Here is a 26509-nt window from a genome sequence, read left to right on the forward strand (position 1 = left end):
GGAGGAGGAATACAACATGGTAGCAAATCAAGAATCTGGCGGACTGGGTGCGGCCGATGATAACATCATTCAAGCAGTCATTTTTGATATGGATGGTGTATTGATTGACAGCGAACCGATTTATTTCGAGATTGAGCGCAGCTCTTTTGCCCATTTTGGCGCAGTGATGACCGAAGAAGAACACCATACTTATGTTGGTGTTACGCTGGAGTCCATGTGGCAGCAAGTATTGGACAACCATCAACTGACAGCTACGTTAGATGAGGTATTGGCTTATCATCAGCATAATGTGATGCAAACCATGCTGGCTCATTCCAACTTGACGGCAATGCCTTCCGTGGAACGCTGGTTAAGCTGGCTGCACGAGCAACATATTCCCATAGCCGTTGCTTCTTCTTCTCCACGTGCACTGATTGATTTGATCATGAACAAGACCGGACTTGGGCGATACTTTGAGGTACGCATGACCGGAGAGGAAGTCGAGAATGGCAAGCCGGCACCGGATATTTTCCTGACCACAGCTGAAATGATTGGCGCATCCCCGTCAAATTGTCTGGTGATTGAGGACTCTCGTAACGGTGTTCAGGCGGCCAATAGTGCGGGCATGCGCTGCATTGGCTATCACAATCCGGGATCAGGCAACCAGGACTTATCCAAAGCCGATCTTCAGATTTCCAGTTACGATGAGTTATGGACGTTGAAGGATACGCTGCCTTTTGAAGGCAGATTGCCGAGCCTGGCGAAGCTACGCTGAGCAGAAATAAATCTGGAATTAACGGCCTGAACATACCTATCGAAAAAAAACCCAACCCGCTTCAATTCTTTCGAATTGGAGCGGGTTGGGTTTTGCTTGCTGCAATGGGTGTTACACGAGAACACATGCTGTAATATCAACTAAACCGAAAGATCGAGACTTCCACCCAGATTGGGATGAGGAGCCGGAAGTGACTTTAACATTTCCGTCATTTGCTGACCTTGTTGTTGTGCTATGTCTTTCGACATAGACATCACCTGCAAACTCGCCGATTGTGCTACGGATGCCTGGCTCATGGCCATTGATAATGCTGCAATATCCATGCTATGTGCTCCTTTCTCTATCTTATCATTTGGGCGTACTTATTATATATCGGTCAGAAGGGGGGAATTGTTAAAAGGTTGATTAAAATGTATACTGAAATCCATTCCATTCAAAAGGAAGGTCACCTATATCTATGAACGGAAAAAAATTCGTGATTCTTTTTGGGCTCCTTGTTGGCCTCTGTGTCGGAACATTTAGTGTTGTACTTTACTGGATCTTGTCTACAGTCTGAGTACTATGCAAACAGACACCTCCATTGAGAAGATGCCTGTTCCATTCTGATCTGATCATTTAAGACTCACGATTCTCCTTATCCTCAGAGAAAAGGATTTTTCTTTAATTCAGATCCGATTTCTTCGCTCACTTCGTTCTCTGTATCACTCAATATTTGATCTGAATATGGTACAGTTGAATAATCAACCTGCAATACAATGGCATACATCCCCTTACCCGGAATCCTAACTTGGCATACAGAATTCTCTTTATTCATGGTTATCAGCTGTGCCATTAATGCTTCTGCTGTTATAACTTCTTTCATCGGAATCACCACACCTTTCTACGGATTTACAGCTACTGCGAACGGACGCGCCCCCACCGGAATGACATCAATTACCGTATTTGTTTCGCCATCGATCACAGAAATGGTATTGTCATCTTGATTGCTTATATAAACTCGATTAGTTAAAGGATTGGCTCCCGCTCCGTTTGGATTAATCCCGACCGGAACAGTAGCAATCACTGTATCGGTCAATCCGCTAATTACTGAAACATTATCTGTATCTCGATTTGGTACATAAATGGCGTTTGTGGATGTATTAACTGCTACTTCAGCTGGCGTAACGCCGACCGGAATGGTATCAATTACGGTATTTGTCACACCATCAATAACGGAAACCGTATTACTGGTAAAATTCGATACATAAATACGGTTGGTCGCTGGATTGACACCTACACGGAATGGATTGACCTGAACGGGTATTGTTGCAATCACCGTATTTGTTACTCCATCGATCACAGACACCGCATCAGAATTAAAATTTACTGCATAGATCCGATTGGTTAAGGAATTGACGCCTATACCCGTTAAAAAATTGAGTCCCGGAATAGTGATCGCATCAATCACCGTGTTGGTCAAACCATTAATAACGGTTACATCTTCAGTTGTGTCCAATGAATTAAAATTTGCCGTATAAATAGCATTGGTCGCTGTATCGACCCCTACGTCACTTGGCTCACTCCCAACCGGAACAGAAGTAATCACTGCGTTGGTTACACTATTAATGACGGATATGGTATTGCTGCCTCTATTTGCGACATAAATACGACTAGTTAATGGATTGACATCAATCCCTGCAGGATTCGTCCCCACAGGAATGGTAGTAATCACTGTATTTGTTTCGCCATTAATGACGGAAACATCGTTACTGTTGAAATTGGCAACATAAATACGGTTGACTGGTGTGTTATCTCCATCCATTTCAAGTTCAGAAGAGACTAATCGATGTGCGGCGACAAGCTGGCCGGAAGCATTTTTGCCCCACACGGAAATCTCCGTCTGCTCTATAGCTGCACCTTCAACTGTAAAGACAAATTCAAATGCATCAAGATTGGCAAAATAAGTCCTTGTCACTACCTGATCCGGGGCAATTGAAATCTGCTCGCTGACATATAAATTCCTCGTAGAGGTCAAATTATAACCTTGTATCAAAACAACAGATCCATCCAAAGAATTCCTGTTATCGATTTTAACTGTAACTTGTTGTGTTGGCCTAACAGCACTGACGGCATTATTCTCAATAGGTCCGGTTGACAAAATGGCCATTTCGATTACCTCCTCCATTTAGATATTATGTTTTGATTTCAACCCTTTTGTGAGCAAATATAATCGATCTATTTAAACCAAAATAAAGACCCTGCAATAATATATGCAGGGGCTAAAATAAGGTTTGGGACAAAGGGTGTACGGTATCATCCGTTTCTATCTCTCAACTTGGTTTGATAGTCAACATCTTCTTTATCTAGTGATCAATCCATACTTCACAAAACTATGATACAATCCATCTTCCTCAACGGTTCCAGTAATATCGTCTGCAATGGCTTTCAGACCTGGCTTTGCATTGCCCATCGCAATGCCGACGTTACAAAACTCCAGCATCTCTGCATCATTCATGCCATCACCGATGGCGAATGTATCCTCCTGCGACATGCCCAGATGTTTCAGCAGATCGGCGATTGCAATGGCTTTGTGAATGCCAGGGATCATTAGCTCACCACTTCCTTCACCAAAGATCGGCACGGTGCACTGAATGACTTCAAATTTGCCTTCGAACTCCTGCTTGATTCGCTCAAACGGGATGACTGAACTCTCCAAGAAACATACTTTGTTCACGTCATCCTTGTACAGGTCGGCCTCTCCATACGTCAATCCGGCAATAAACGGATGCGGTTTCAGTTCCTTCTTCTCTCTGGCTACAGGATCATTCTCCACATCACCATAGATACGGCGTTCCAGGTGAGGTTGCAGATTACTACTCGCATACAGAGCCGAATTGGATTCAAGGTAGAAGTCAATCTCATGTTCATTGAAGAAATCAACCATATGTCGAACATCTTCCGCTGTCACCCTTTTGTGATACAGCACGTCCTTACCAAACTCCACATAGCCCCCACCTGCACCAATCAGGCCATCGAACCCTACATCCCAGATGGAATCATAAATTTCCGCCTTGGATCGGCCTGTACATAAGTAGAGCAGATGTCCATTCTCTCTGGCCTGTTTACATGCCTTCTGTGCTGACAACGGAATACTTCCGTCATCATCTACCAGTGTCCCATCAATATCAATAAAAACAATTTTCGGCTTCATTTCTTGCATCTGCTTATACCCCCATCATGTATCTCGTATATGTCTATGTTATTGAATAAAAGAGTTATAGTATCATCAATCAATTTTTCCAAAAATGTGGTCAGAATTTCGGTTCAGCTTCCAATGGTCACATACAATTCAACTTGTCCATATGTACGGTTTGCCAGTCATCTTCTTGCTCAGCAATAACCGTAAATCCTTGGCGTTTCCAGAAATCTACGGCTCCTGGCAAGAAGCGATGTGTATGCAAGTAAAGTGTCGTATAGTGCATATCCTTCACCACATTCTCCAGTTCTTTGACCAGCATGGAACCAATGCCGTATCTGCGATACGCAGGATCTACATAACATTTCACAATTTCGGCTGCGGACTGGGCTGCATATCGACCGTCCACGGCTTCAATACGTCCATCATATGGTAATATTCCAATCGTTCCGACGATGCCCGCATCCCCCATCATTGCAACAAGAAAGATCGATCCATTGGATTCCAGATAATGTTCTGTGAACTGCTCGAAATCCACAGGTAACCTCGTGTGATCCATCATGGGAAACACTTCTCTACGTACACGCATGGCAAAATCAATGGCATCATGAATCTGACGTGCCTGAACTGGTGTTACTGTCGGTATACCCTGAAGTTGTGTCAAAAGATCCACGTTCCTTCTCCTCTATATTGGGAGCTATCTCTAGGCATTTCCTTAATCCTTCTTCATGCCAGATTGGCTCTCTTCATCTCATCTTACCGAATTTGACCCTTCCTATCAATCTATCTACACTACTAACCAAATTGAAAAAGTGCCCACACAGTCTGATAGAGTTCGCATACGATAAGGCGTGTCACAATCCATGTTGGAGGGAGAAACGCTCATGTGGTTATGGTTAGGTGTTTTTGGTTTCATTTTGCTAGCAATAATCGTGTTCGTGTATCGTTATCTGGACCAACGTGCCGAGAGCAAGTTTCACCCACATGCTCCCAAGCAGCTCTTAGTCAAATTCAAGGAAGGTACAACACCAGATGAGATGCACACCCTTCACAAAAAAGGGAGATGTAAAGTCGCGGAAACATACGAGGATTTGGGTTGGTACCGTGTGGAATCCCGCAAAAAAATGCACCGGATGCTGAAACATTACAAAGATCATGAGTTGATTGAACATGCAGAGCCAAATTACCTTGTTGAGGCTTCCTTCACCCCTAACGACCCTTTCTTCCCTTACCAGTATAACCTGTCCAAAATCAATGCACCCGCTGCATGGGATATCACTCAAAGTAACAGCTCTGTTAAAATCGCCATTATCGACACTGGTGTACAGCTAAACCACCCAGAATTGGCTTCCAAGCTCATCCCCGGTTACGATTATGTTGATTATGATAATATCCCTGAAGACGGGAACGGACATGGTACCCATGTAGCAGGGATCGCTGCTTCTGTTACCAACAATAGTGTGGGAATCGCAGGCGCTGCACCACTCGCATCCATCGTTCCGCTCCGGGTACTGGATAACAACGGGCAAGGAACGGTAGGTAATGTCGGTAACGGGCTTGTCTATGCTGCCAATAACGGTGTACAGGTTGTTAACCTGAGCCTTGGTGGTCCGATGGGAGACGCATTCCTCCAAGCTGCTGTGCAGTATGCTTGGGATCGTGGAGCCGTAATTATCGCTGCAGCCGGCAACGACAACACTTCATTCCCGATCGTACCCGCATCGTATCCCAACGTCATTGCTGTCGCATCAACTAATCCTTCCGATCTCAAATCCAATTTCTCCAACTATGGCTCCTGGGTTGATATGGCTGCACCAGGAGATACCATTCTATCCACCTATCTGGGTGGTTCCTATGCCTACCTGAGCGGAACATCCATGGCAGCCCCACATGTGGCCGGAGTGGCCGCACTTCTCGCTGCACAAGGTAAAACCAATGCCCAGATTCGGGATGCACTATGCTTCGCTTCTGATCCAGTATCCGGCTCCGGAGTCTACTGGACGTATGGACGATTGAATGCCTATCGGAGCTTACAGGTGCCATAATACACTGACTATTGCTCATGTTTGCACAAAGGCATATCTTCTATCTTCACGAATAAAAAAAGAAGGGGCATCTGTATATAAGATGCTCCTTCTTTTGCTTAAAAAGTATTCGTTGTTAAACTTTTGCCGCCCAAAGCTCTATTTCAATTTTAATCTCTGGCAGACCTAACTCCGTAATATATCCAATCGTCATTGCAGGATAATTCGTATTAAATAATTGTCCCCATTCAGCATATAAATAATCCCAATCGATTTTCTCGGTTGCCCATACGTTCACTTTGATAATATGTTCAGCCTCTAAACACTCAGATTCGAGCACTGTTTTGATATTATTAAATGTATTAGTAACTTGCTCATTCAGACTGTCCGGAAAGAGTCCGCTTGCATCTGCTCCAATTTGACCCGAAGTTACAAATAACTCTGCGTTCCTCGGAATTCTTGTAATATGCGTGTATTGTCCTACAGGAGCTGGCATATTCGCTGGATTTTTTCTGGTGATTTTTTCGATTTTCATTTGGATTACCTCGTCATTCTTAAGATTTTTCTGCGTTATTTCCTAGTTTTCTTCCGATTTTGGGCAGACATCTCCCTTGGAATAGATTCTAGAAAAAGACAGCAGTAGAGTAGCCATATCCGGAAGATATAACCGCAAGTGATTTTTTCTTCATGATTGGATACTCCCCCTTCTTAAGTGACAAGATTCTCTTGATTTTTTAATTATATCTGAAAGCCACATCATGGGTCAAATTCATCCCCTCATAAACAAAGAGCAATCCCGTAATAACGAGACTGCTCTTTGTCTATTCTATAGCGTTGGACACCTTGTATCAGAAATATTGTGCGCCATTACTCGCAATGACATCTTTGTACCAATGAAAACTTTTCTTTTTCACTCTGCGAAGTGTACCCGTGCCATCATTATTTCTATCTACATAGATATAGCCGTACCGTTTCTTCATCTCTCCGGTACCCGCACTGACCAGATCAATCGGTCCCCAACTTGTGTAACCTATGAGTTCTACACCGTCTTGAATCGCTTCAGCCATCTCGGCAAAATGACGATTCAAATATTCGATGCGATAGTCATCTTCAACGGAGTCATTGCCTAACAGCACATCGGTTGCCCCAAGTCCATTTTCCACGATAAACAAAGGTTTGCCATAACGATCATGCAGTTGATTACATGTAATTCGAAGACCTTTAGGATCAATAGTCCATCCCCACTCGGATGTTTGCAGATACGGATTCTTCACTGAACCAAATACATTACCTTCGGTAGAATCCTTCAAAATCTCAGGGTCTGTACTTGTACAACGGCTTGCATAGTAGCTAAAACCAATATAATCGACTGTATTCTGCATCAAAATATCTTGGTCTTCTGGTTGCATTTCAATCTGAATATCATTTTCCCTGAAAAATCTTTTGGTATAACCCGGATATGCTCCTTTCGACTGCACGTCGATGAAAAAGAACGATTCACGGTCTTTCTCCATGGCCTTCCACACGTCATCCGGATTAGAGCTGTACGGATAGACCATACCAGCGGCTAACATACACCCGATCTGTGCACCAGGAATGATCTCGTGACAGGCCTTCACAGCAAGTGCACTCGCTACCAATTCATGGTGCGCTGCCTGATACAGGACCTGCTCTTTGTCTTCACCTTCTTGAAGAACAATGCCCGCTCCGATGTAAGGAAAATGCAGTAACATATTGATCTCATTAAACGTCATCCAATACTTCACTTTATGCTTGTATCGATTGAACAACGTCGTCGCATATTTCTCGAAGAAACCGACCATCTTGCGATTCTTCCACCCGCCGTAAGTCTCGACCAGATGCACAGGTACATCGAAATGACAGATCGTCACAACAGGTTCAATGTTGTATTTCAATAACTCATCAAAGACATCATCATAAAATTGTAAGCCTGCTTCATTTGGCTCCGCTTCATCCCCATTAGGGAAAATCCGTGCCCAGGCTACCGAGAGCCTCAGGCACTTGAATCCCATTTCTGCAAATAACGCAATATCTTCCTTATACCGATGATAGAAGTCAATAGCTTCATGTGAAGGATAGAATTCCCCTGCTTTTGGCTCATACGAATCCAGGTTACCCAGCGCAATATTCCATCGATTGGCACCAATCGGAATCAGATCTACCGTTGTTAAACCTTTGCCACCTTCCAGATAGGCACCTTCCAATTGATTTGCTGCTGTTGCTCCTCCCCAGAGAAAATTCTCCGGGAAGGCTGTAAATTTTTCATTCATTGAGGAGTTCCTCCTAAACCATCTGTAATTTCAATTAACTTAATACCGTGATCAATTTATCTTTCTCATGAACAGATGCATCTTTCGTTCCTACAACGTCCAGATAATTCGAAGTATTCGTGACAATGATCGGTGTAACCGTCTCATATCCTGCATCCTTAATCGCTTGCAGGTCAAACTCAACAATCAAATCACCTGCGTTAACACGGTCTCCGTCCTTCACATGGGTTGTAAAATGTTCACCTTTCAGCTTCACCGTATCCTGACCAATATGGATCAGCATCTCTACACCATCATCGCTTACAATACCAATGGCATGTTTCGTGCGATATACCGTTTGAACAATACCCGTAATTGGAGATACCACTCTACCGCTGGTTGGACGAATTGCAATCCCTTTACCCATATGCTCTCCTGCAAACGTTACGTCATTAATATCTTTCAGTGCAACGACTTCACCAGCCATTGGGCTCACGATTTCGTATCTGCTGTTCGGATTTGGATCAAGTACAGGTGCTGGAGCTGGTTTAGCTTCTACTTTGTCTTGGAACCCAACCACATACGTCAGAACAAAACCAACGATGAATGCTACCAATACTGCGACAATGGACATATAGAATCCAGAATCTGGACCTGCTTCTTTGTTGATAAAGCTTGGAATACCGAAGATACCCAGTCCACCAAAAACGTAAAGCTTTGAGCCTGCCCATCCTAAAATACCACCACCGACAGCACCACCAATACAACTCATGATAAACGGCTTTTTCAATGGAAGAGTTACACCATAGATTGCCGGCTCAGTTACTCCGAATATACCGGAAATAAACGCTGGAATACTTAATGATTTCAACTTGGAATTTTTTGTTTTGAGCAGAACTGCAAGTACTGCACCCGTTTGAGCAAAAGAAGCGCCGAAGGACATTGCAAGAACTGGATCAGCCCCCGATGTACTTAGGTTAAGAAGCATAACCGGTACAAGTCCCCAGTGAAGTCCAAACAGTACTAGCACTTGCCAGAATCCGCCGAGAACCAAACCTGTAATAATTGGACTCAATTCATAGATACTTGTTGTACCTGCACCAACCAATTGACCTGCCCAAGTGGCTATTGGACCAATTACAATGAAGGTTACCGGAACAATCACGAGCAAAGTGAAGAATGGAACCAAGAATGTGCTAACCACTTTAGGAATGATGTTTTTGAAGAATCTTTCAATCTTCACAGCGAAGAACGTAGCAATAATGATCGGAATAACCGATGTTGAATACGTCATCAATATAACCGGGATACCTAAGAACGTAATGTGAATTGGTGATTCAAACAATGTACCTGTGAACAAAGTGTATAGTGGATCTCCTGCAGTCAAACCGGACAGCGTAGGATACACTAACGAAGCACCTATCGCCATACCCAGGAACGGTGAACCCCCAAATTTCTTGATTGCCGTGTATCCAAGGAAGATCGGGAAGAAGTAGAACAGTGAATCACCAAGTGCATTCAGCAAATGATATGTTCCTGATGTATTTTCTACCCATCCAAATGCTACAAACATGGCTGTAAAACCTTTGATCATACCTGTTGCAGCCAGCAAACCGAGTAATGGTGTGAACACACCGGAGATCATGTCGATAAAGCGGCTGAACAACCCTACCTTTTTACCTGAGTTGTCTGCTTCCTCTTCAATCTGACCTTCGGTTGGGAAATTCCCTGCCTTAACCACTGCTTTATATACATCCGGCACTTCGTTGCCGATAACGACTTGATACTGTCCACCACTCTGCATGACGGTAATAACACCTGGCAGATTTTTAAGTTCTTCCGTTTTGGCTACGCTTTCATTTTTCAGTTTAAACCGCAGTCTTGTTACACAATGGAATACGCTGTTTACATTGTCTCGACCACCTACACCTGACAGAATGTCCTTAGCTAATTGATCGTAGTTGCTCATTGTAATTCTCCCTCTCTAAGTAGACTCCCCATGACTTTTGAAACAAATAAAACCTGAACCACTGAACATACACAACATACCGGATCGTCCGGAAATCAGTCGTGTTATTCAGCAATTCAGGTTTTGCCCTTAACGGTTGCAACCCTGTAAGGCTGTACACATTGGTATTTAATTATTTTAACAACGAAAGTAAGTTACACCCTAGACCCTCTTAAAGGAGGATGATCGGAATTGCCTGATTGAACAGTTACAACCCGATTAATGTATGCGCTTACTTCATGAACCCATCATAGTACATCTGAACTACATTTGCAACACTTATTTTAATAATTTATTTAATAATAATCGATAGCGTGTCGCTTCTAACAACATGGACATATTCACCTGTCAATTCATAACGTTTTCATGCATCTTTTCTGATTGGAGTAACATAGAATTGACCCGCAAGAGATCACTTTTTTCAAAGTATACAACTTGCAGGTCTTTATAAGATACGGACAGAATTAACCAATAATCGTAATCAATTTATCCTTCTCTTGCACTTCACGATTTGTTGTCGCAACCACGTCCAAATAATCAGCCGTATTGGTTACAATAATCGGTGTAACGGTCTCATATCCCGCCTCAATGATAGCTTGAAGATCGAATTCAACGATCAAATCGCCAACAGTCACACGATCCCCGTCTTTTACATGTGCAGTAAAATGTTGCCCTTTGAGCTGTACCGTATCCTGACCGATATGGATTAGAATCTCTACACCTTGATCATCTACAAGTCCAATCGCATGTCTGGTACGGTAAATCGTCTGTACCACACCATTAATCGGGGATACAACTCTTCCACTGGTTGGACGAATGGCAATTCCTTTACCCATATGTTCACCAGCAAATGTAGCATCATTAATTTCTTTCAGAGGAACCACATCACCCGTCATCGGGCTGGCAATTTCGTAGCGATTGTTTGGATTAGGCTCAAGTGCAACCTTCTCTTCTTTTACTGGCTCTGGAGCCTGTTTGGCAGCCTCCGGATTAGCAGGATCTTTGAATCCTACAAAATAAACAAGAACAAAGCCTAATACAAAAGCAATGATAGTAGCAATCATGGCCATCCAGAATTCATAGTTGATCCCTTCTGTGGGACTAATGAGCGCTGGAACACCGAAGATTCCTGAAGCAAATACAAACATTTTGGAACCAGCGAATCCAATAATACCACCAGCGGTTGCAGAAGCAATACAACTCATAATAAATGGTTTTTTCAATGGCAAAGTAAGACCATAAATAGCAGGCTCAGTTACACCAAAGATACCGGATACAAAGGCAGGAACTCCAAGTGATTTGAGTTTAGTATTTTTCGTTTTAAGCATAACGCCAAGAACGGCACCAATCTGAGCAAAAGAAGCAGCAAACATCATCGCCAGAATTGGATCTGCTTTCAGAGTGGACAGATTGAGCAACATGATGGGTACGATACCCCAGTGCAATCCAAAGATGACCAATACTTGCCACAATCCACCAACAACAATACCGGTTACCAACGGACTCAAGTCATAGATGCCCGATACCCCGGCACCAATCAGCTGACTTGCCCATGTCGCGATTGGACCAATCAAGAGGAATGTCACAGGTACAACAATCAGAATGGTAAAGAATGGCGTGAGGAACGTTCTCACAACAGAAGGAATGATCTTTTTGAAGAACGTTTCTACCTTTGCCCCAAAATAAGCAGCAATAATTATCGGAATTACGGATGAGGAATAACTCATCAAGATTACAGGAATACCCAGGAACGTGATATGAATCGGAGATTCAAACAATGTGCCTGCAAACAGTGTATACAACGGGTCTCCACCGCTAAGACCGGATAAGGTCGGATATACAAGTGATGCTCCGATGGCCATCCCGAGAAATGGAGATCCACCGAATTTTTTCATTGCTGTATAACCTAAGAAGATTGGGAAGAAGTAGAACAGGCAGTCTCCAGCAGCATTCAACAATTGATATGTTCCTGAAGCCGGGTCCAACCACTCAAGAGAAGTAAACATGGACAAGAAACCTTTGATCATCCCTGTTGCAGCAAGCAAGCCAAGAATGGGTGTAAATACACCTGAGATCAAGTCGATAAATCGACCCAAGAGACTTTCTTTTTTGCCGGAAGAGTCAGACTCATCATTATTAGAGACCGGTCCATCAGTACTCATATTGCCAACTTGTAGCAAGGCTTTATACACATCAGACACTTCGTTGCCCACGACAACCTGGTACTGTCCACCGCTTTGCATTACCGTTATGACTCCTGGCAGATTTTTGAGTTCGTCTGTTTTGGCATTACTATCATTTTTTAATTTGAAACGAAGTCTGGTCGCGCAGTGAACTACGCTGTTAATGTTCTGTTTACCACCAACGCCAGACAGAATGTCTTTGGCTAATTGCTCGTGTTTCATGAAGTTGTTTCTTCCTTTCTGGTTAAACACGGATTCGAAGCCTATTGGAGAGAATAAAAAAACCTGAACATCTGAATGTGTACGGAACATCCGGTTAACGGTATGTTCTGTCATTCAATCGTTCAGGTTTTGCCCTGGTGGTTGCAACCCTGCAAGTTGATCTATGGGATTATTCAGAAGTTGCATTCACAACTCTCTCAATATGAATCGTTAAGTACATGATTTCTTCGTCAGTTAGTTGATAGGTGTAGTTGCTTTCAATGAACTTCTTGATTTTCTCCGAGCACTTGTGCGCTGCTGGATACTTTTTCTGAATCATCAGGAACAGTTCATCGTCGTTGTTGCTCTTGTAATGTTTTCCCTTCACCAAACGTTGGGCGAAAAACTTCAAATGCGTCACAAAGCGATAGAATGTCAGTGAGTTCTCATCAAAATCAATCTTGAAATGATACTTGATAATCGTCAAGATTTCCTGCATGACCTGTGTCATACTCTTGATGTTGGGCATTTCTTCGTTCAAAGCTGCATTGACAAAGTGAAGTGCCATAAAACCGGCTTCGTCCTCGGGCAGGATTACGCCAAACTGATCACAGATCATATTGAGCGCTTCCATTCCGACTTCGTATTCCTCTTTGTATAACTGCTTCGTCTCCCAGATCAACCCGTTGCGTATAGGCAGATTCTTGCGATACCGCTCAATGGCAAAGTGAATATGGTCTGTGAGGTGCAAGTAAATGCTCTCATTCAGTTTCTTGCCAAGTTTTAATTTGGCGTAAGCGATGATTTCCTCGGACACTTTCATGTATTCCAGAGGAATGCTTGAGATTAATGCCTTGAAGTTTTCCTGAATATCTTCATTCTGTAAAGTAAATATCTTATCGATATGCTGCTCGGAAACCATATCACCTGCCCGCTTCTGATAAGCAATCCCCCGGCCAATGATAATAACTTCCTGTTGTTCGTCATTCATTGCAACTACAGCATTATTGTTCAGCACCTTCTCGATTTTCACTTTATCACTCCAATATACAGAAAAAGACAAACCAATCCCTTTTCTCAAGGTAAACGGCTTTGCCTGATTCAACAGTTACAACCCGATATGTTGTACGCGCTTCCCTCATAATATTACAAAGTTCTACACAGTGCAACAAAAAGTTAATATCGTATTAGCATGACTCCCGATCTAGGTAAATATACTCACAGGAGTGAGCAAAACAAGAATTATTTAACAGGTATTTACAATTTATTGTTTTTGCTTTCTTTCTCCAGTTCGGCTTCAATTCCTCGATTAATCATGTCCATCTGTTCTGAATCCAAACGATCCACTTGCGTGTATTCTTTATCCCTCTCATACTCCTGCGCCTCGCCTTTGTTCATTAATCCCAGATGATTCTTGATGTCTCGGATATCTTCACGCATATGCATCGTCTGGCGGTATTGGTCTAAAACAAGTGCAAAAATAATGCCCCCGGCCACTATTGGACCAAATGGGAACAGATAACATAAAACAAGTCCTATGAGCAAAAATATAACAAAATACATGTGTAATGCCCCTCTCATATAAGTCTACTCTGCTAAGATAGACGTTTCTCAGATTATAAATTAAATCGTTTCTGAATTAACTTTGCCACTTCATCCGGGCTCTTGTTTCGCTCCAATCTTTCCGATGGGTCAATCTCAAGAAATGTGTAGCTCTAATTTCACCTTATAAAATCGGAGTTTTTCACTTGGATATTAGCTTTATCATTTCATCCAAAATAAGCTTTTCTTCATACAAGCCATCTAATATCTGATCTCTGATTCTAGATAAAACATTCTGGTCTTTTGTTATGTTATATTTTAGAGTCATATTTTTTATTATTCAAATCTTCTTACTATGTTTTCATAGCTTTCTAGAAGATTGAGCTTGGAGAACATTAACAACCTTGAATCACCTGTATTCATTTAAATATTTGAATTTTTAACAAATATATACTAAAATACAAATAAACAAGCAATAATCTCCCATAATTAAGGTATATGAGTAAAAAATTTATCTAGTGAAGGGAGCACCATTGATGAAAACATTGCCTCTTTGTAATCCTCTCATCTCAAACTATCCTCAACATGCCTTTTATCTTTCCATTATTTCTGACCATCAGGAGTGCCAACCTTGGATTTACTCGAATTATGCGAATCTATTTCTATCCGATTGGAAAAATGACGAGATTTTCTTGGACTTCTACGTACAGACACCAGAACATCACTTTAATCCCTGGTTCAAAGACTCACAGCGACTGCACCGCAATCTTATCCTGGGGTCTATTCCTGATTTCATCTCGTTTATTAAGGATCAGATCGATTCCGGGCATTACGTATGGACCCACGTGGATGAATATTATATTCCTGATACGCCTTCGTTTCGCAACTATCGTTTTGCACATGCGGTTATGATCTATGGATATGATGACTCCACACGGGAGTTTCAGCTTGCTGGATTCTTCAAGTATCGGATTTATTCTCGAACAACCGTCTCTTATGATGATCTGAAGACGGCGTTCGAGCATTGTGATATCTATGATGATTATCTGAACTTCACACATCTGTTAAAGATTAACCCGGAGTACCACAATGGGAAAATTTATGAGTTTTCTCTCTCCTACTTTGCCGAATGTATGGAAAACTACTATACCTCTCGTAATGAAACGGAAAACTTCAAGAGCTTTTATACGCCTGCGCTTTATTCGGATCGCACCTTCGGTCTGGATATCTATAATAAACTAATCATGTTTTTTGAGATGATGCTTTCCAAGCAGCGAACCATTGATACACGTTTGTTGTATACGTTGAAAGAACACAAAAAATTTATGAATCTCAAAATTAAGTATATAGAACAGGAAGGCCACTATGTTTTTCCCGTAAAGTTTAAAGACAACTATATTCGAGTTGAACAAGAGGCAACGATTATCCTGAACCAGTTTTTGAAATACGGCATGACCCAACGTGAGGATCATATCATCAGCTTGATGGGCAGATTAGGTGCTCTGTACCAACTGGAGAAAGAATCACTTGAGCTGTTATTAAATGATTTCAACAGTCGGGGTATTCGCAGTGGCAAACCGATATTAAGCCAAAGCTGACGGCCCGCTTTGGTTCAAACTCTGGAGAAGGTCCGTTTGCTGTCCTTCTCCATTCAAGTCCTGAAGACTGACCATTTCCCGGTACAATCCCTCTCGATTTAACAGTTGATCATGCGTTCCTGATTCAACCATCTCCCCTTTATGCATGACAAAAATCAGATCCGCATTTTGAATCGTTGATAGACGATGAGCAATAACGATGGTTGTTTTTCCTTCACGGTAACGGTCAATGGCTTGCTGCAGGCGTCTTTCTGTTGTCAAGTCCAGCGCCGAGGTTGCTTCATCCAATATCAGAATGTCTCTGTTTTGAATCAAGGCTCTGGCGATGGCAAGACGCTGACGCTGGCCTCCAGACAAGGTGATCCCCCGATCACCAATAAAAGTATCGTATCCCTCCGGCAGACTCACGATATAATCATCGATTTGTGCTGCCTCGCAAGCGGATCTCATCAAACTCGCAGACTGCTCATCTTCTATTCCCATTAAAAGATTGTTTTGAATGGTATCCGGAAAAAGATAAGGTTCTTGAAATACAATGCCTATACGCTCTGTCCACTCTGAACGGTACAATTGGTTGAGCGGCTTACCATTCACCAGTATACGACCTCCATCCGGATCGAAATAACGGATGAGGAGTTGGGCAATGGTTGACTTTCCGGAACCGCTGGTACCAACAATGGCAATTTTAAGTCCCATTGGAATGTTGAAGGTCAGATTATTCAATATAACATTTCGCCCTGGCTCGTAGCTAAAGTCAACATGGTTAAAAGATAGACTTTGCAACGGCAAAGGTACAGGAGAGTTGCCTTCATCCATTTGCTCCCCTTCCATCACGTTGAGCAATCTTTCCACGCTGGCACCGCCTGCGGACCAGTCCATAAATGAATTGAACAAATCCTGTAAGTATTGGATAAACTGGAATCCAAGCTGGAACAGGACAACGAACATGCCAATGGATAGTTCGCCTTGTAGGACCAGCAAACCTCCATATCCAAGAATGAGCACTCTCACCCCCCAATTCAGGGGTTCGCTGGTGATCATTTTGAGATTCACTTGTTTGCCTTCCTGCATCACTTTCTCGTAATACGTATTGTACAGCTTGTCATATCTCTCTTTCTCCCAGGCCAGTCTGTGATAAGCCAGCACTTCTCGGGTGGACGAGATCCCTTGCTCAATATGAACGAGCACACCGGATTTCGCCTTCTGAACATGGCCGGCTGCCTTCTTCAGTTTAACTGCGAAGACTCTGCCGAGAATCACGTATGCTGTCCCCAGTACAAAGCAAGCAATCAGCATGACTGGACTGACCATCCCAATCATAACGGCTACAAACAGAACCACAAATAGCTGCTGAATACCGCGAGGAATCTGATTTCCGATCATATCGGCAACCTTGTCCAGATCCTGGGTAATGTAATGCACATATGTAGCTATGCGTTCTTTTTGCAATTGACGTATCGAGATTCTGTATACATAGGACATAAAGTCATCGGCCATACGGGATTGAATAACGGACTGATTTCGATGCATCATGTGCGGAGCATAGGTGAACAGCACGGCATAAAGAAGGAAAGCCAGCACAAAAAGACAGACGATCTCTGGCACAAGTTCATATTGGCCTTGTAATAAAATATTGTCAATGAGACGCTGCTGGAGAGCAATGATACTCAGGAAAGACAAAGACTCCAGGGACATCAGAATGACGGAGATGAGCAGCAATGAGGGACGCGACATGATATATTTTTTTAGAAAATGAATATGCTTTTTCATCGACAAGCTCACCCCTCCTCTCCCGAATTCAGCTGATAATAAGCTCCCTGTCTTCTCATCAATTCCTCATGGCTTCCCAGTTCCCGGATTTGTCCATGTTCAAGCACAACAATCACATCATAATCCTTAATGGTAGATAACCGATGAGCAACGGCAATGGTCGTCCTGCCTAGCAGTAGACGTTCCAGTGCTTGCTGTACTTCTTGTTCACTCGCTGTATCAAGCGCGGACGTTGCCTCATCAAGCAATAGAATGGAAGGTTTCTTGATAAACATACGTGCAATGGATATACGCTGCTTCTGACCTCCGGACAAGTTAACGCCTCTTTCCCCGAGCAGCGTGTCATATCCATCCGGCTGAGCCGAGATGAAATCATGTGCATATGCGGCCTTGGCCGCCTGGATCATGTCTTCCTCTGTCGCGTCCGGATGACCAAAAAGAATGTTATTGCGAATGGTATCGCCAAAAAGATACGTTTCCTGGGACACATATCCTATACTTTCTCGCAATTGTGCAAATGAAAGTTTTCGTATAGGTACACCGTCCAACAGAATTTCACCCTGCTGTGGATCATAAAAACGAACCAGAAGCTGAAGCAGGGTAGACTTTCCGTGTCCACTTGGACCTACGATGGCCACTCGTTGACCGCTCTTAATCATCAGATTAAAATCCGAGAGCACTTCCGGACCCTTGTTATATCGATATGTGACGTGTTCGAACCGAATCTCTCCTCTGATTTCCTTCAAGCAGATAGGTGCGGCCTCTTCGACAACCTGAGGTTCTGTTTGCATGAAGCGATGGATCTTGGAAGCTTGATGCATCAGTACTTTCTGCTCCGTAATAACCGTAATGACAAGAGTTACCGTTTGCATGACCTGGAAATAGTAAAGCAAATACGCCGACATCTCTCCTACGCTCATCGCCTGTTCCTTGACCAAGTGGATGCCGTACAGGATGACTGCTACTCCACCAACGTAATAGGATAATCGGCGTATCGTGCCCCTCCAGAAAGCCATCCATAACATGCGAACCCGTCCATCCAAAAAAGGCTGCATGTGTCCCTTGAACCGTTTCCAATCCCATTCCTCGGCTCCGTGGGCACGCATTTCGGTCAGAGCTGACACGCTCTCGTATACCTTTTGATTATAGGCTATGCGCTGTTCCGTATTCTGCTTAGCCAAGATGGTAGCCTTTCTTTCGATGGATGGTCCAACCAGATAATAGAGAAGCAGGCACGGCACCATGATCAGTGTTAAAGGAATGCTAATAGCACACATCACCGTGACGGATACAATAGAGACTACAATGTTTTGGATCGTATGCGGAAGAAGAAACCGATAGAAGTCTTGCAGGATACTCACTTCCGTGTTCATGAACGACAAGCTTTCACCAACAGGGCGTTGTTGGAAATAAGAATACCCCAGCTTCCTCATATGACTAAAAATATCGTATTGCAAATCTCGTGCCGCCTTCTCCTGAATGGACCTCTGCAACAGATTTTGCCATGCCATCAGACCAAACATCAGAAACATGCCGGCAACCAACAGAATAATGAGCCACCGGAATCGGATCACATCAGCAGATGGAACGATGATATCGATGAAATACTGAACGCCCTTGGGAATGAAAACCTGAATGAACGTGACTCCAATACCGCAACACACCAGCAGCCAAAACATGCCATAGTATTTTTGCACATAAGACAGGACCCATCGATAAGTTTGAAATAGTGAGTCTTGGGGAGGTACCGATCGTTTAGATTGTATTGCTGCTGAGACATTATCCTTCATATGTCACCCTCAAACTTTGCGCCCTTTCAAGGCAGCAACCTGTGATCTATTAAATTCAGCTTTCCGTTCGCCAGTAACAGCCGATCATTGTGATACATCAGACTTGCAGAACGCAAATCCCGAAAAGCCCTTTCCAAGGGAAGCTGGTCATTAGCGGTGTAACCGTAGGATAGTCCTGCAATGTCTATCATTTGATCCGTTGCCTGAAAAAGAGTCTCTGATGCCAAAATTTTAAGATTATTGATGTGAATATTGAACCGCGGCGCTTCAAGCAGTTTCAAATTCCCCTGGTTGGAATGATCTTCGTACTGTTTGATCATCTCGTTAAGGTATATGTTGACCGTGTCCAACTGCAGCCGAATCCTTGCAAGCCTTGCATAGAGCAACTCAGACTGCAAATTGAAGCGGGAACGATTTTGCGGATTACGGATGAGTTGTATTAACCCTTCGTATACTCCCTTAGCGGCTCCAAGCCAACAGGCAGACCATAAAATATGTCCCATGGGAATCATCGTCTGTACAGCTAGCGGTTTGAATTCTATCGCTGCACCGATCAGCTGTTCTTCTCCAATTGAGCCACGAATGTGTATCCCCACACTGCCGGTCCCTCTCATCCCCATGGCATGCCAATCGGAGACACTTTCCAGTTCCAGTTGATGTCGTTCGGCAAAGACCAGTTGGACATCACTGTCGGGACTTTGATCAGAAGGTTTCATTGTGATGAGAAACCAGTCGGCGTGCTCACCGCCGGTTACAACTGGAGCATCTCGGTCAATATAGAGCGAGCTTCCATTGGTAACCATCGGACTTTGGGACGAGAGCAAGTGCCCCCCTTTTCCCTTTTCAGTTGTGACTGAGGCGATTAAGGGCTGTTCCTCCTGCAGCCTGGACAGAAGATGATCTGAAAAATCATTCTGTTCTTGACGGATTAATACCTCCACCTGCTGTATGTGCATGGCCCATATCATTCCCGTGGATAAGCACCCGCTTGCCAAAAGTTCTGCCATAGAGGATAAGGAACGGAGTGAAGGCCGTTCACCGCCTGACAGGCTAGGGATTGATGCTGACATTAGGCTTGCAGACTTCAAGTCAGTTATATTTTCTTTGGGGAAGGACCCATCCCGGTCATGATCACCGGCTCTTTCAGCAAAGCGCTTTGCCGCCAATCTTACCTCGGACAATGTGTCCGTGACTTCGGATACTTCATACGAATATCGCATATCAAAATCCCTTTCACTTAAATGGATTTGGTCAGAAATGCTTCATCTTTTCCCTGGAACGATTGGATTGCTCTTCTGAAGTTTGAACGGTCGATTCGTATCAAATAATCGTTCCTCAAAGGAATTCTGCCAACGGATAGCAATATCTTCACTGTTGTACCGATACACCTGATGGAGGAATTCCCGATCTTCCATATTCAGCTTGTCCAGGAATCCTTCCGGTCCGGCCCCACCATACAGGGTCTGCGTATAATGCAGGGCATAGAATACTTCCTTTTGGAAATTCAAATCCTGTGCCCGCTGCAGTACCTTATCCCAATCCACATTCACTTGAGGGCTGTCCAGGAATCGGTGAATGTCCATGAATTTATAGAGCAGGATATCCTTGTACGCCATTACATCCAATTCACTTGTTGCTTCTCGGGTAAGATGGATAAGCATGAATAACAGCAGATCTTCCCATTCCAAGGTGCGGACAGGATGTCCTGCAACATCAATAACCTGGCTTCTCTCCAACATTTGCTGCACTGCCGTATCAGTACGGCGACTGGTCATGAGATCAAGCGAAAATTGCAAATCCAACGCATGATATTCAAGAAACGGACTATTTTCTATATATTTGGTCAAAGGAATCACTTCATGGGACACCATTGATCGGATCATAATTTCCCTGCGAGGCAACGGGGTAACCGAATTCGTTTTATAATTGATCATTCCCTGCACGTATCCCATTTCCTTCATAACCGCTATCGCTTCATCAATTTGGCTTGAATGTATAAGCATATCATTATCTTTGAAATCCCGGCTCCCCAGATCCCCATAGGCGACTTGGGAAAGTACGATCCCTTTCAGCAAACTGTATTGAATACTCCGCTTGTCCAGCTCATGGCAGATATCAAGGGTGAATCTGCACTGTTGTTCGCCTCGCATTTTTTGCATATGATACATTTGCTTGACCGAACTAACGAATTTGCCGTAGATCGCCTTCTCCGTGCCTTTCACCAAAAAGTAACGCTCGATATTCTGCCATGCGGTTCCCATCACACCATGGGTATGCAGCATGCCGAATACTCGGCTCCAGTCCATGTGAGCAGCCATTAATTGACGAAAATCTTCAATCTCCGCATTACGAAGAGCAGGTTTTGAACACAATAAAACCAATCTTTCTTCATCGGTTAGAGTAGAATCTGATGACATGGCAAATAGCTCCTTTCGCCTTGGAAGAGAATTACTTCTGCCCGACAATAAAAATATTATTTCCACGCGATACAAGTTCTTCTACATCAAGATACTGGGATTCAATCTCCAAAATGCTCTCGAACACAGCCGGATCAGACAAAATCTCGCTCAGGGTTTGGGTGTTACCCTCAATCTGTGTCTCCAGAAATCCGGGATAAATGAAGGCTGGGAAGCCTTTAAGATTTAATACTTTTAGCCCGCATTCAAGATAATATTCTTGAAGCTGCTTGGGAGTAAACATATAAATATCGGGCATTTCGAGCGTGAATCGCCCTTTGCCGCCCGTTAACTTCCGTGCCTCTTCAATTCTGCCCAGGGAAATATTAAAGTACAGGGCATGGTACAGATTAGGTGTAAACGATACCAAGTACCCCTTGGGCTTAAGCAACTTCACGACTTCGTGCAGCATTTTTAGCGGCTCTTCCACAAATCCCAATACGTTATGAAAGTTAAAGCAGACATCCACGGATGCCGGCTGTACGCCTTCAATAGCATGAAGGTCACCTTGGCGGATCGTCCATCTGTCCTGAAGATCATTCGCTTCGCGTTTGGCCATCGCTTGTCTAAGCATGTCTTCCGACAGATCATACGTATATCCGGTGCTCTCCGGATATTCTTGAAGGACTTTAAGCGACCAGCGACCAGTCCCTCCACCCGCGTCAAAAAACGTGAACCCGGCGGGTAATCGATCCAAGACTTCTTTTTTGAAAACGTTCCATAACAGCTGGTCGGAGAGCTGCCAATATGCCTGCTCCTCTACCAAGTCGTACTTGTCCGCTTTATTTTTGAAATACGCAATGGTGTCGTGTGTTGTTTTGCTCATGTTAAATCCCCCTTCTCCAATGGTTGAAATGGTTTATTATCTTCCGATTGCAGATACAACTGAATACCCACAGAATCAATCCAGCTGAAGGCTTCCAAATCCTGCTCTGCCATTTGCTTTAATTCTTTCACAGGTACCCAACGTCCGTCACGAGCCTGATCGCCGGACTGCAAGGCTATGCCTTCAGCTTCGCAGCGAAAATATACGCCCATTGAATCGATAGGTCCCTCCAGTGTCTGGTAGACAGCAAAAGGTTGAATGCCCTCCAGTAAACCTGTGTTGGTTCTTACCTGCATGTACGTATCCTTTCCTGCAATGCGAGTCAGTTCAAGGCCTGTTTCTTCCCTGACCTCCCGTTTCAGTCCATCGATCATGGACTCGTACTCTTCGAGTTGCCCTCCAGGCAATTCCCATGCTTTGGGTTGATTGGGCTTGTCCCGAATCTGTAAATACAGTTGGAGCTCACCTTTCACCACTCTTTCGATCATAGCGCGTACGTTAACGTACATGTTGCCCCTCCCCAGACAGGAATTCGCCCATCACGTCATCTAGCTTCAACTGCAGATTGAATTGGAGATGATAAGCCTTGTACTGCCTCGTAATTTTACGTGTGTACCCCAGCAATCGTTTGGCAATGTCGCCACCTAGTCCGCCGCTGGAGAATGAAAAGATATGAGTGAGATACTGTGTCTCAAAAATTCGTTCCTGCAGAGATTGTACGAACGGTTGTCTGCTGGCCGGTATGACAGTATTAACAGCATCCTTCCCCAACAGAACAAACGCACCGACCGTCCAGAATCCAGGCTGTCCAATAAGACCGGATCGGGAGATATACGGAGTGGCATATACTCTCAATTCATCCTCGACAAACATCAGCAACGCCGTGTCATCGGTAATGACGGAGTACCCTGAATCGATTGCTTTCTGGGCAATCGTCGATTTACCGGCTCCGCTTGTTCCTAGAAAAATAATCGCTTTTCCGTCTTGACCTACAACGCATACCGAGTGCAAGAGAAATGCGTTCATGTCCATCAATTTGGGAAAAAGAGAAATCCGTTGAGAGAATTCCCATGACCGATCTTCATATTCGTCATACCCTGTCCGCTGAACGAAATGCAGTCTGCTGTTCCAACCGGAATCCCAGTCGATGTTATAATTGAACTGCAGGCTGGAACGAATATTCACCCGGTCTTCGCCCCAGATTACTTCGTCTCGTTCCGGGTTGTTAATCCAAGGACTTGTGTCCCAAGCTTCAATCCTGCAGTGATGATCAATCGTTTCTGGCTGATCATCTATCAAGACGTGTGCGTACCAGTTTCTGGTGCGTTCCCCAAGCGCATGAAGACGAGATGCAAAATCCACCTGTACATGAAAGGGACCGTAACGATAAATATACAGAAGAGTTCCTCCTTCCTTAATCTCTTCGGATCTTTCCGGTAGCGGTTCTCGGAAGGGTTTGCACAATTTCAACCCTTTTAGGCACCTTGTAAGCGGATAACTTGGAACGGCAAAAACGCAAAATGTCCGTAGCTTCAACAAGTGTATCCGACTTGCGAGGAATGATGTAAGCCACCAGTGCTTCGCCGAGCCAGGGGTCGGCCTCTCCTTTGACAATGGCTTGCTCCAGCGGAAAGTGCTCCATGATCAGTCGCTCAATTTCCTCAGGATGCACTTGTTTTCCTCCTGTTTTGATCAACAGTTTGGTTCTTCCCAGTAGCCACAGATTATTTTGTTCGTCCAAGTAACCGCGATCTCCTGTACGAAGCCATCCGTTTTGCAGGACTTTATCCGTCTCTGTTGTATTGAGGTAATATCCCTTCATGATGCTGGGACTGTGAACCCATATATCACCTGGTTCATGAACACCTAAGTGATTCTCTTCTTCATCTCTTATGGAGATTTCAACCCCGCGAAGGGCTTGCCCTACATTAGATGGTTCGTATACTTCCGAAATGATCCTGGTTGTAATCCGCGGACCAGCCTCCGTTTGGCCGTACGTTTGCACCATTTTCACATGGGAAGGCAGTTTCTTGCGAACAGATTCCAGTATGTTAGGCGTAACTTGTCCTCCCCCAAAGCAGATATAACGCAGATGGGGCAGCGATTTATAATCGGATTTCAGCAGGCTCAACGCTTGCAGCATGGTTGGTACTGCAGTAACTACGGTAATGTCTTGCTCTTGCATCGTTTTCATGAATGAAGTGGGTAGAAACAGACCCGTCATAATGACTAACTCTCCACCCAGGTACAGGTGGCTTAACAATTGGGAGGTATTGCAATAGCCGAAAGGCATAGGCAGCGTAATCAACACTTTATCTTTCTCCGTCAGTGACAGAGATTCGCAATGAGCCTTCACATTAGTAATCAGGTTATGGTGAGTGTGCTGCACAATTTTGGGATTCCCGGTGGTTCCCGACGTTTGCAGCATTAAGGCAACCTCGTCTGCTAGACGAGGCCTGTATATGGGCTTCGTCTCCTCATCCGGTGCCTGCCACTCTTCCTGGCTCAGGACTGACAGGTTCTGATTACTTAGCTTGGATTTCATCTCGTGAGTAGTGATACAGAGAGCAGCGTCTACTGTGCGGCACGCCAGCCTGATTTCTGCCTCGGAACTGCCGGAATAGAGCGGCATGATTACCGCTCCCAGTAAGGTAACAGCGAAGTAAGCATGGATATAGGCAGGAGAGTTGGGCAAACAGATCACCACCACTTCGCCTTCCCTAACACGTTCCTCAATCTTTAACTGCAAGGCCGCGGTTGTGGACAAAAGCTGCTTATACGTCCACTTCTCCTCGCCGAATGTTACGGCAATCCGATCCGGACTCCGCTCTGCCTGATGTAACAGTATTTCACCGATACACCGGGGTTCCATATCCTTCATCCATTCGCCTCCTTCGCGTACATTTTGTCTAACCTCTGCTGTCCATTTGAAAGATTTGCCCGCTGACGTTGGCAACGTGTTCGGACAACAGGTAGAGAATAAAATTCGCTGTCTCCTCCGGTGTGGAAATGCGGGACAAAAGACTCTCTTCGAGTGCCTTTTGATATTTTCCAGCATGATGCCGGTTCAGATTGGTTCGCATAAACCCCGGACAGATTGCATTAACGGCAATGCCGAATGAACCCAACTCACGTGCCATTGATTTGGTCAAAGCATTAAGTCCGGCCTTGGAAGATGCATAGTTGCTTTGCTGTGCGCTTCCTACAATCCCCCGGTACGAGGACACGTGAATGATCTTGCCCCTGCCTCGAGCCTTCATCAGCTGGCTGACTTTCTGAGAGACGAGAAATGCGCCGTCCAGATTAACCTGCATAACCTTGCGCCATTGAGCATAACTCATCTCGTCAAAAGACGCGTCGTTGATAATTCCGGCATTATATATCAGCCCATCCACCCATTCCAGTCGATCCATCAGTACTTGCAAGGATTCATCCAGAAGTTCTGTATTCGTGACATCCAGATGACCGACATGCAGACGATCCTGTATACTCATATGATATTCATTACTATGAATAGGGGTTTGGTTATAGGTGGCAGCAACAATCGCCCCTTCTTGCAGCATTTTTTCAAGAAGACACCCTCCAAGCGTTCCCGAACCCCCAACAAGAAGCAATCGAAGTCCTTGAAGAGAAATGTGCACGAATATTCATCCTTTACGCTGTCTTGGTATCAACGAAGGCCGTTAACACTTCAACATTCTCAAATAGTTGCGGTGTAAGTTCATCATCCTCAATCGTGATTTGAAACTCATCCTCCATCTTGATGATCAACTGAAGAATCATGATGGAGTCCAGTTGCAGATCAGAAACCAGATTTTCTTTTCCCGAAAAGACATAATTTTCTTCAATCCGATCCTCAAGCTCTTCTTTTACGAGCCTGCACACCGTTTCATAATGCGACATATGCTCACC

The 26509-nt window shown here is 44.1% G+C and carries 24 protein-coding genes; 3 read left to right on the forward strand and 21 right to left on the reverse strand.

From position 1 onward, the window contains the following. Window positions 1-16: 16 nt before the first annotated feature. A complete protein-coding gene (locus NKT06_RS19165) occupies window positions 17-754 on the forward strand; it encodes an HAD family hydrolase (RefSeq protein ID WP_253438044.1) in 738 nt (245 codons plus the stop codon). 140 nt (window positions 755-894) lie between these two features. Here the strand turns inward: NKT06_RS19165 and NKT06_RS19170 are convergent, their stop codons facing one another. The 5 genes from NKT06_RS19170 to NKT06_RS19190 form a co-directional block, all read right to left on the reverse strand. Next, complete coding sequence (locus NKT06_RS19170) at window positions 895-1077, reverse strand: YjfB family protein (RefSeq protein WP_253438048.1); 183 nt, start codon at window positions 1075-1077, stop codon at window positions 895-897. A gap of 317 nt (window positions 1078-1394) precedes the next feature. Continuing rightward, window positions 1395-1616, reverse strand: coding sequence for a hypothetical protein (locus NKT06_RS19175; RefSeq protein ID WP_253438051.1), 222 nt, complete (start codon window positions 1614-1616; stop codon window positions 1395-1397). Between the two features lie 18 nt (window positions 1617-1634). Next, the gene (locus tag NKT06_RS19180; RefSeq protein ID WP_253438053.1) at window positions 1635-2900 is read right to left on the reverse strand and encodes a YncE family protein; all 1266 of its coding nucleotides are present in this window, start codon (window positions 2898-2900) and stop codon (window positions 1635-1637) included. Between the two features lie 192 nt (window positions 2901-3092). Next, complete coding sequence (locus tag NKT06_RS19185; RefSeq protein WP_483311627.1) at window positions 3093-3944, reverse strand: Cof-type HAD-IIB family hydrolase; 852 nt, start codon at window positions 3942-3944, stop codon at window positions 3093-3095. A 127-nt stretch (window positions 3945-4071) separates the two neighbouring features. Next, window positions 4072-4602 carry a GNAT family N-acetyltransferase gene (locus NKT06_RS19190; RefSeq protein WP_253438059.1) on the reverse strand — a complete coding sequence of 177 codons (531 nt, stop codon included), beginning with the start codon at window positions 4600-4602 and terminating at the stop codon, window positions 4072-4074. A 211-nt stretch (window positions 4603-4813) separates the two neighbouring features. On the opposite strand from NKT06_RS19190, the gene NKT06_RS19195 reads away from it, so the two are divergent. Continuing rightward, window positions 4814-5974, forward strand: a complete 1161-nt coding sequence (locus NKT06_RS19195) for a S8 family peptidase (RefSeq protein ID WP_253438062.1) — start codon at window positions 4814-4816, stop codon at window positions 5972-5974. Window positions 5975-6089: 115 nt separating this feature from the next. Here the strand turns inward: NKT06_RS19195 and NKT06_RS19200 are convergent, their stop codons facing one another. From NKT06_RS19200 to NKT06_RS19225, 6 genes are all read right to left on the reverse strand, one after another. Beyond that, window positions 6090-6488, reverse strand: coding sequence for a RidA family protein (locus NKT06_RS19200; RefSeq protein ID WP_253438065.1), 399 nt, complete (start codon window positions 6486-6488; stop codon window positions 6090-6092). A 313-nt stretch (window positions 6489-6801) separates the two neighbouring features. Then, window positions 6802-8244 carry a 6-phospho-beta-glucosidase gene (locus NKT06_RS19205; protein WP_253438068.1) on the reverse strand — a complete coding sequence of 481 codons (1443 nt, stop codon included), beginning with the start codon at window positions 8242-8244 and terminating at the stop codon, window positions 6802-6804. 34 nt (window positions 8245-8278) lie between these two features. Then, window positions 8279-10192: a beta-glucoside-specific PTS transporter subunit IIABC gene (locus NKT06_RS19210; protein WP_253438071.1), complete on the reverse strand. Its 1914-nt coding sequence runs from the start codon at window positions 10190-10192 to the stop codon at window positions 8279-8281. 503 nt (window positions 10193-10695) lie between these two features. Continuing rightward, window positions 10696-12636 (reverse strand): beta-glucoside-specific PTS transporter subunit IIABC, encoded by a 1941-nt coding sequence (locus NKT06_RS19215; protein ID WP_253438074.1) that lies wholly within the window; start codon window positions 12634-12636, stop codon window positions 10696-10698. Window positions 12637-12805: 169 nt separating this feature from the next. Next, entirely contained in the window at window positions 12806-13648 is an 843-nt protein-coding gene (licT, locus tag NKT06_RS19220; protein ID WP_253438078.1) for a BglG family transcription antiterminator LicT, read from the reverse strand. A 224-nt stretch (window positions 13649-13872) separates the two neighbouring features. Then, a complete protein-coding gene (locus NKT06_RS19225) occupies window positions 13873-14178 on the reverse strand; it encodes a hypothetical protein (RefSeq protein ID WP_253438081.1) in 306 nt (101 codons plus the stop codon). Between the two features lie 515 nt (window positions 14179-14693). Here NKT06_RS19225 and NKT06_RS19230 point away from each other — a divergent pair. Next, a complete protein-coding gene (locus NKT06_RS19230) occupies window positions 14694-15755 on the forward strand; it encodes a BtrH N-terminal domain-containing protein (protein WP_253438084.1) in 1062 nt (353 codons plus the stop codon). On the opposite strand, the gene NKT06_RS19235 is transcribed toward NKT06_RS19230, so the two are convergent. From NKT06_RS19235 to NKT06_RS19280, 10 genes are all read right to left on the reverse strand, one after another. Next, entirely contained in the window at window positions 15741-17525 is a 1785-nt protein-coding gene (locus NKT06_RS19235; protein ID WP_253442650.1) for an ABC transporter ATP-binding protein, read from the reverse strand. The two genes, NKT06_RS19230 and NKT06_RS19235, sit on opposite strands and share 15 nt — an antisense overlap. Before the next feature lie 8 nt (window positions 17526-17533). Further along, window positions 17534-19222: an ABC transporter ATP-binding protein gene (locus NKT06_RS19240; RefSeq protein ID WP_253438087.1), complete on the reverse strand. Its 1689-nt coding sequence runs from the start codon at window positions 19220-19222 to the stop codon at window positions 17534-17536. 119 nt (window positions 19223-19341) lie between these two features. Further along, entirely contained in the window at window positions 19342-20535 is a 1194-nt protein-coding gene (locus NKT06_RS19245; protein ID WP_253438090.1) for an acyl-CoA dehydrogenase family protein, read from the reverse strand. 42 nt (window positions 20536-20577) lie between these two features. After that, a complete protein-coding gene (locus NKT06_RS19250) occupies window positions 20578-21732 on the reverse strand; it encodes a nucleotidyltransferase domain-containing protein (RefSeq protein WP_253438093.1) in 1155 nt (384 codons plus the stop codon). Window positions 21733-21763: 31 nt separating this feature from the next. Continuing rightward, on the reverse strand, window positions 21764-22597 hold the full coding sequence (locus NKT06_RS19255) for a class I SAM-dependent methyltransferase (RefSeq protein WP_253438096.1): 834 nt from the start codon (window positions 22595-22597) through the stop codon (window positions 21764-21766). After that, window positions 22594-23106, reverse strand: coding sequence for an NUDIX hydrolase (locus NKT06_RS19260; RefSeq protein ID WP_253438099.1), 513 nt, complete (start codon window positions 23104-23106; stop codon window positions 22594-22596). Before NKT06_RS19260 ends, NKT06_RS19255 begins: the two co-directional genes overlap by 4 nt. After that, window positions 23096-24067, reverse strand: coding sequence for a hypothetical protein (locus tag NKT06_RS19265; RefSeq protein WP_253438102.1), 972 nt, complete (start codon window positions 24065-24067; stop codon window positions 23096-23098). Before NKT06_RS19265 ends, NKT06_RS19260 begins: the two co-directional genes overlap by 11 nt. Further along, entirely contained in the window at window positions 24012-25478 is a 1467-nt protein-coding gene (locus NKT06_RS19270; protein ID WP_253438106.1) for a class I adenylate-forming enzyme family protein, read from the reverse strand. Before NKT06_RS19270 ends, NKT06_RS19265 begins: the two co-directional genes overlap by 56 nt. 28 nt (window positions 25479-25506) lie before the next feature. Then, window positions 25507-26238 (reverse strand): SDR family oxidoreductase, encoded by a 732-nt coding sequence (locus NKT06_RS19275; RefSeq protein WP_253438109.1) that lies wholly within the window; start codon window positions 26236-26238, stop codon window positions 25507-25509. A gap of 13 nt (window positions 26239-26251) precedes the next feature. Then, on the reverse strand, window positions 26252-26500 hold the full coding sequence (locus NKT06_RS19280) for a phosphopantetheine-binding protein (RefSeq protein WP_253438113.1): 249 nt from the start codon (window positions 26498-26500) through the stop codon (window positions 26252-26254). Window positions 26501-26509: the final 9 nt, after the last annotated feature.

It is taken from the genome of Paenibacillus sp. 1781tsa1, from assembly GCF_024159265.1.
GTDB lineage: Bacteria > Bacillota > Bacilli > Paenibacillales > Paenibacillaceae > Paenibacillus.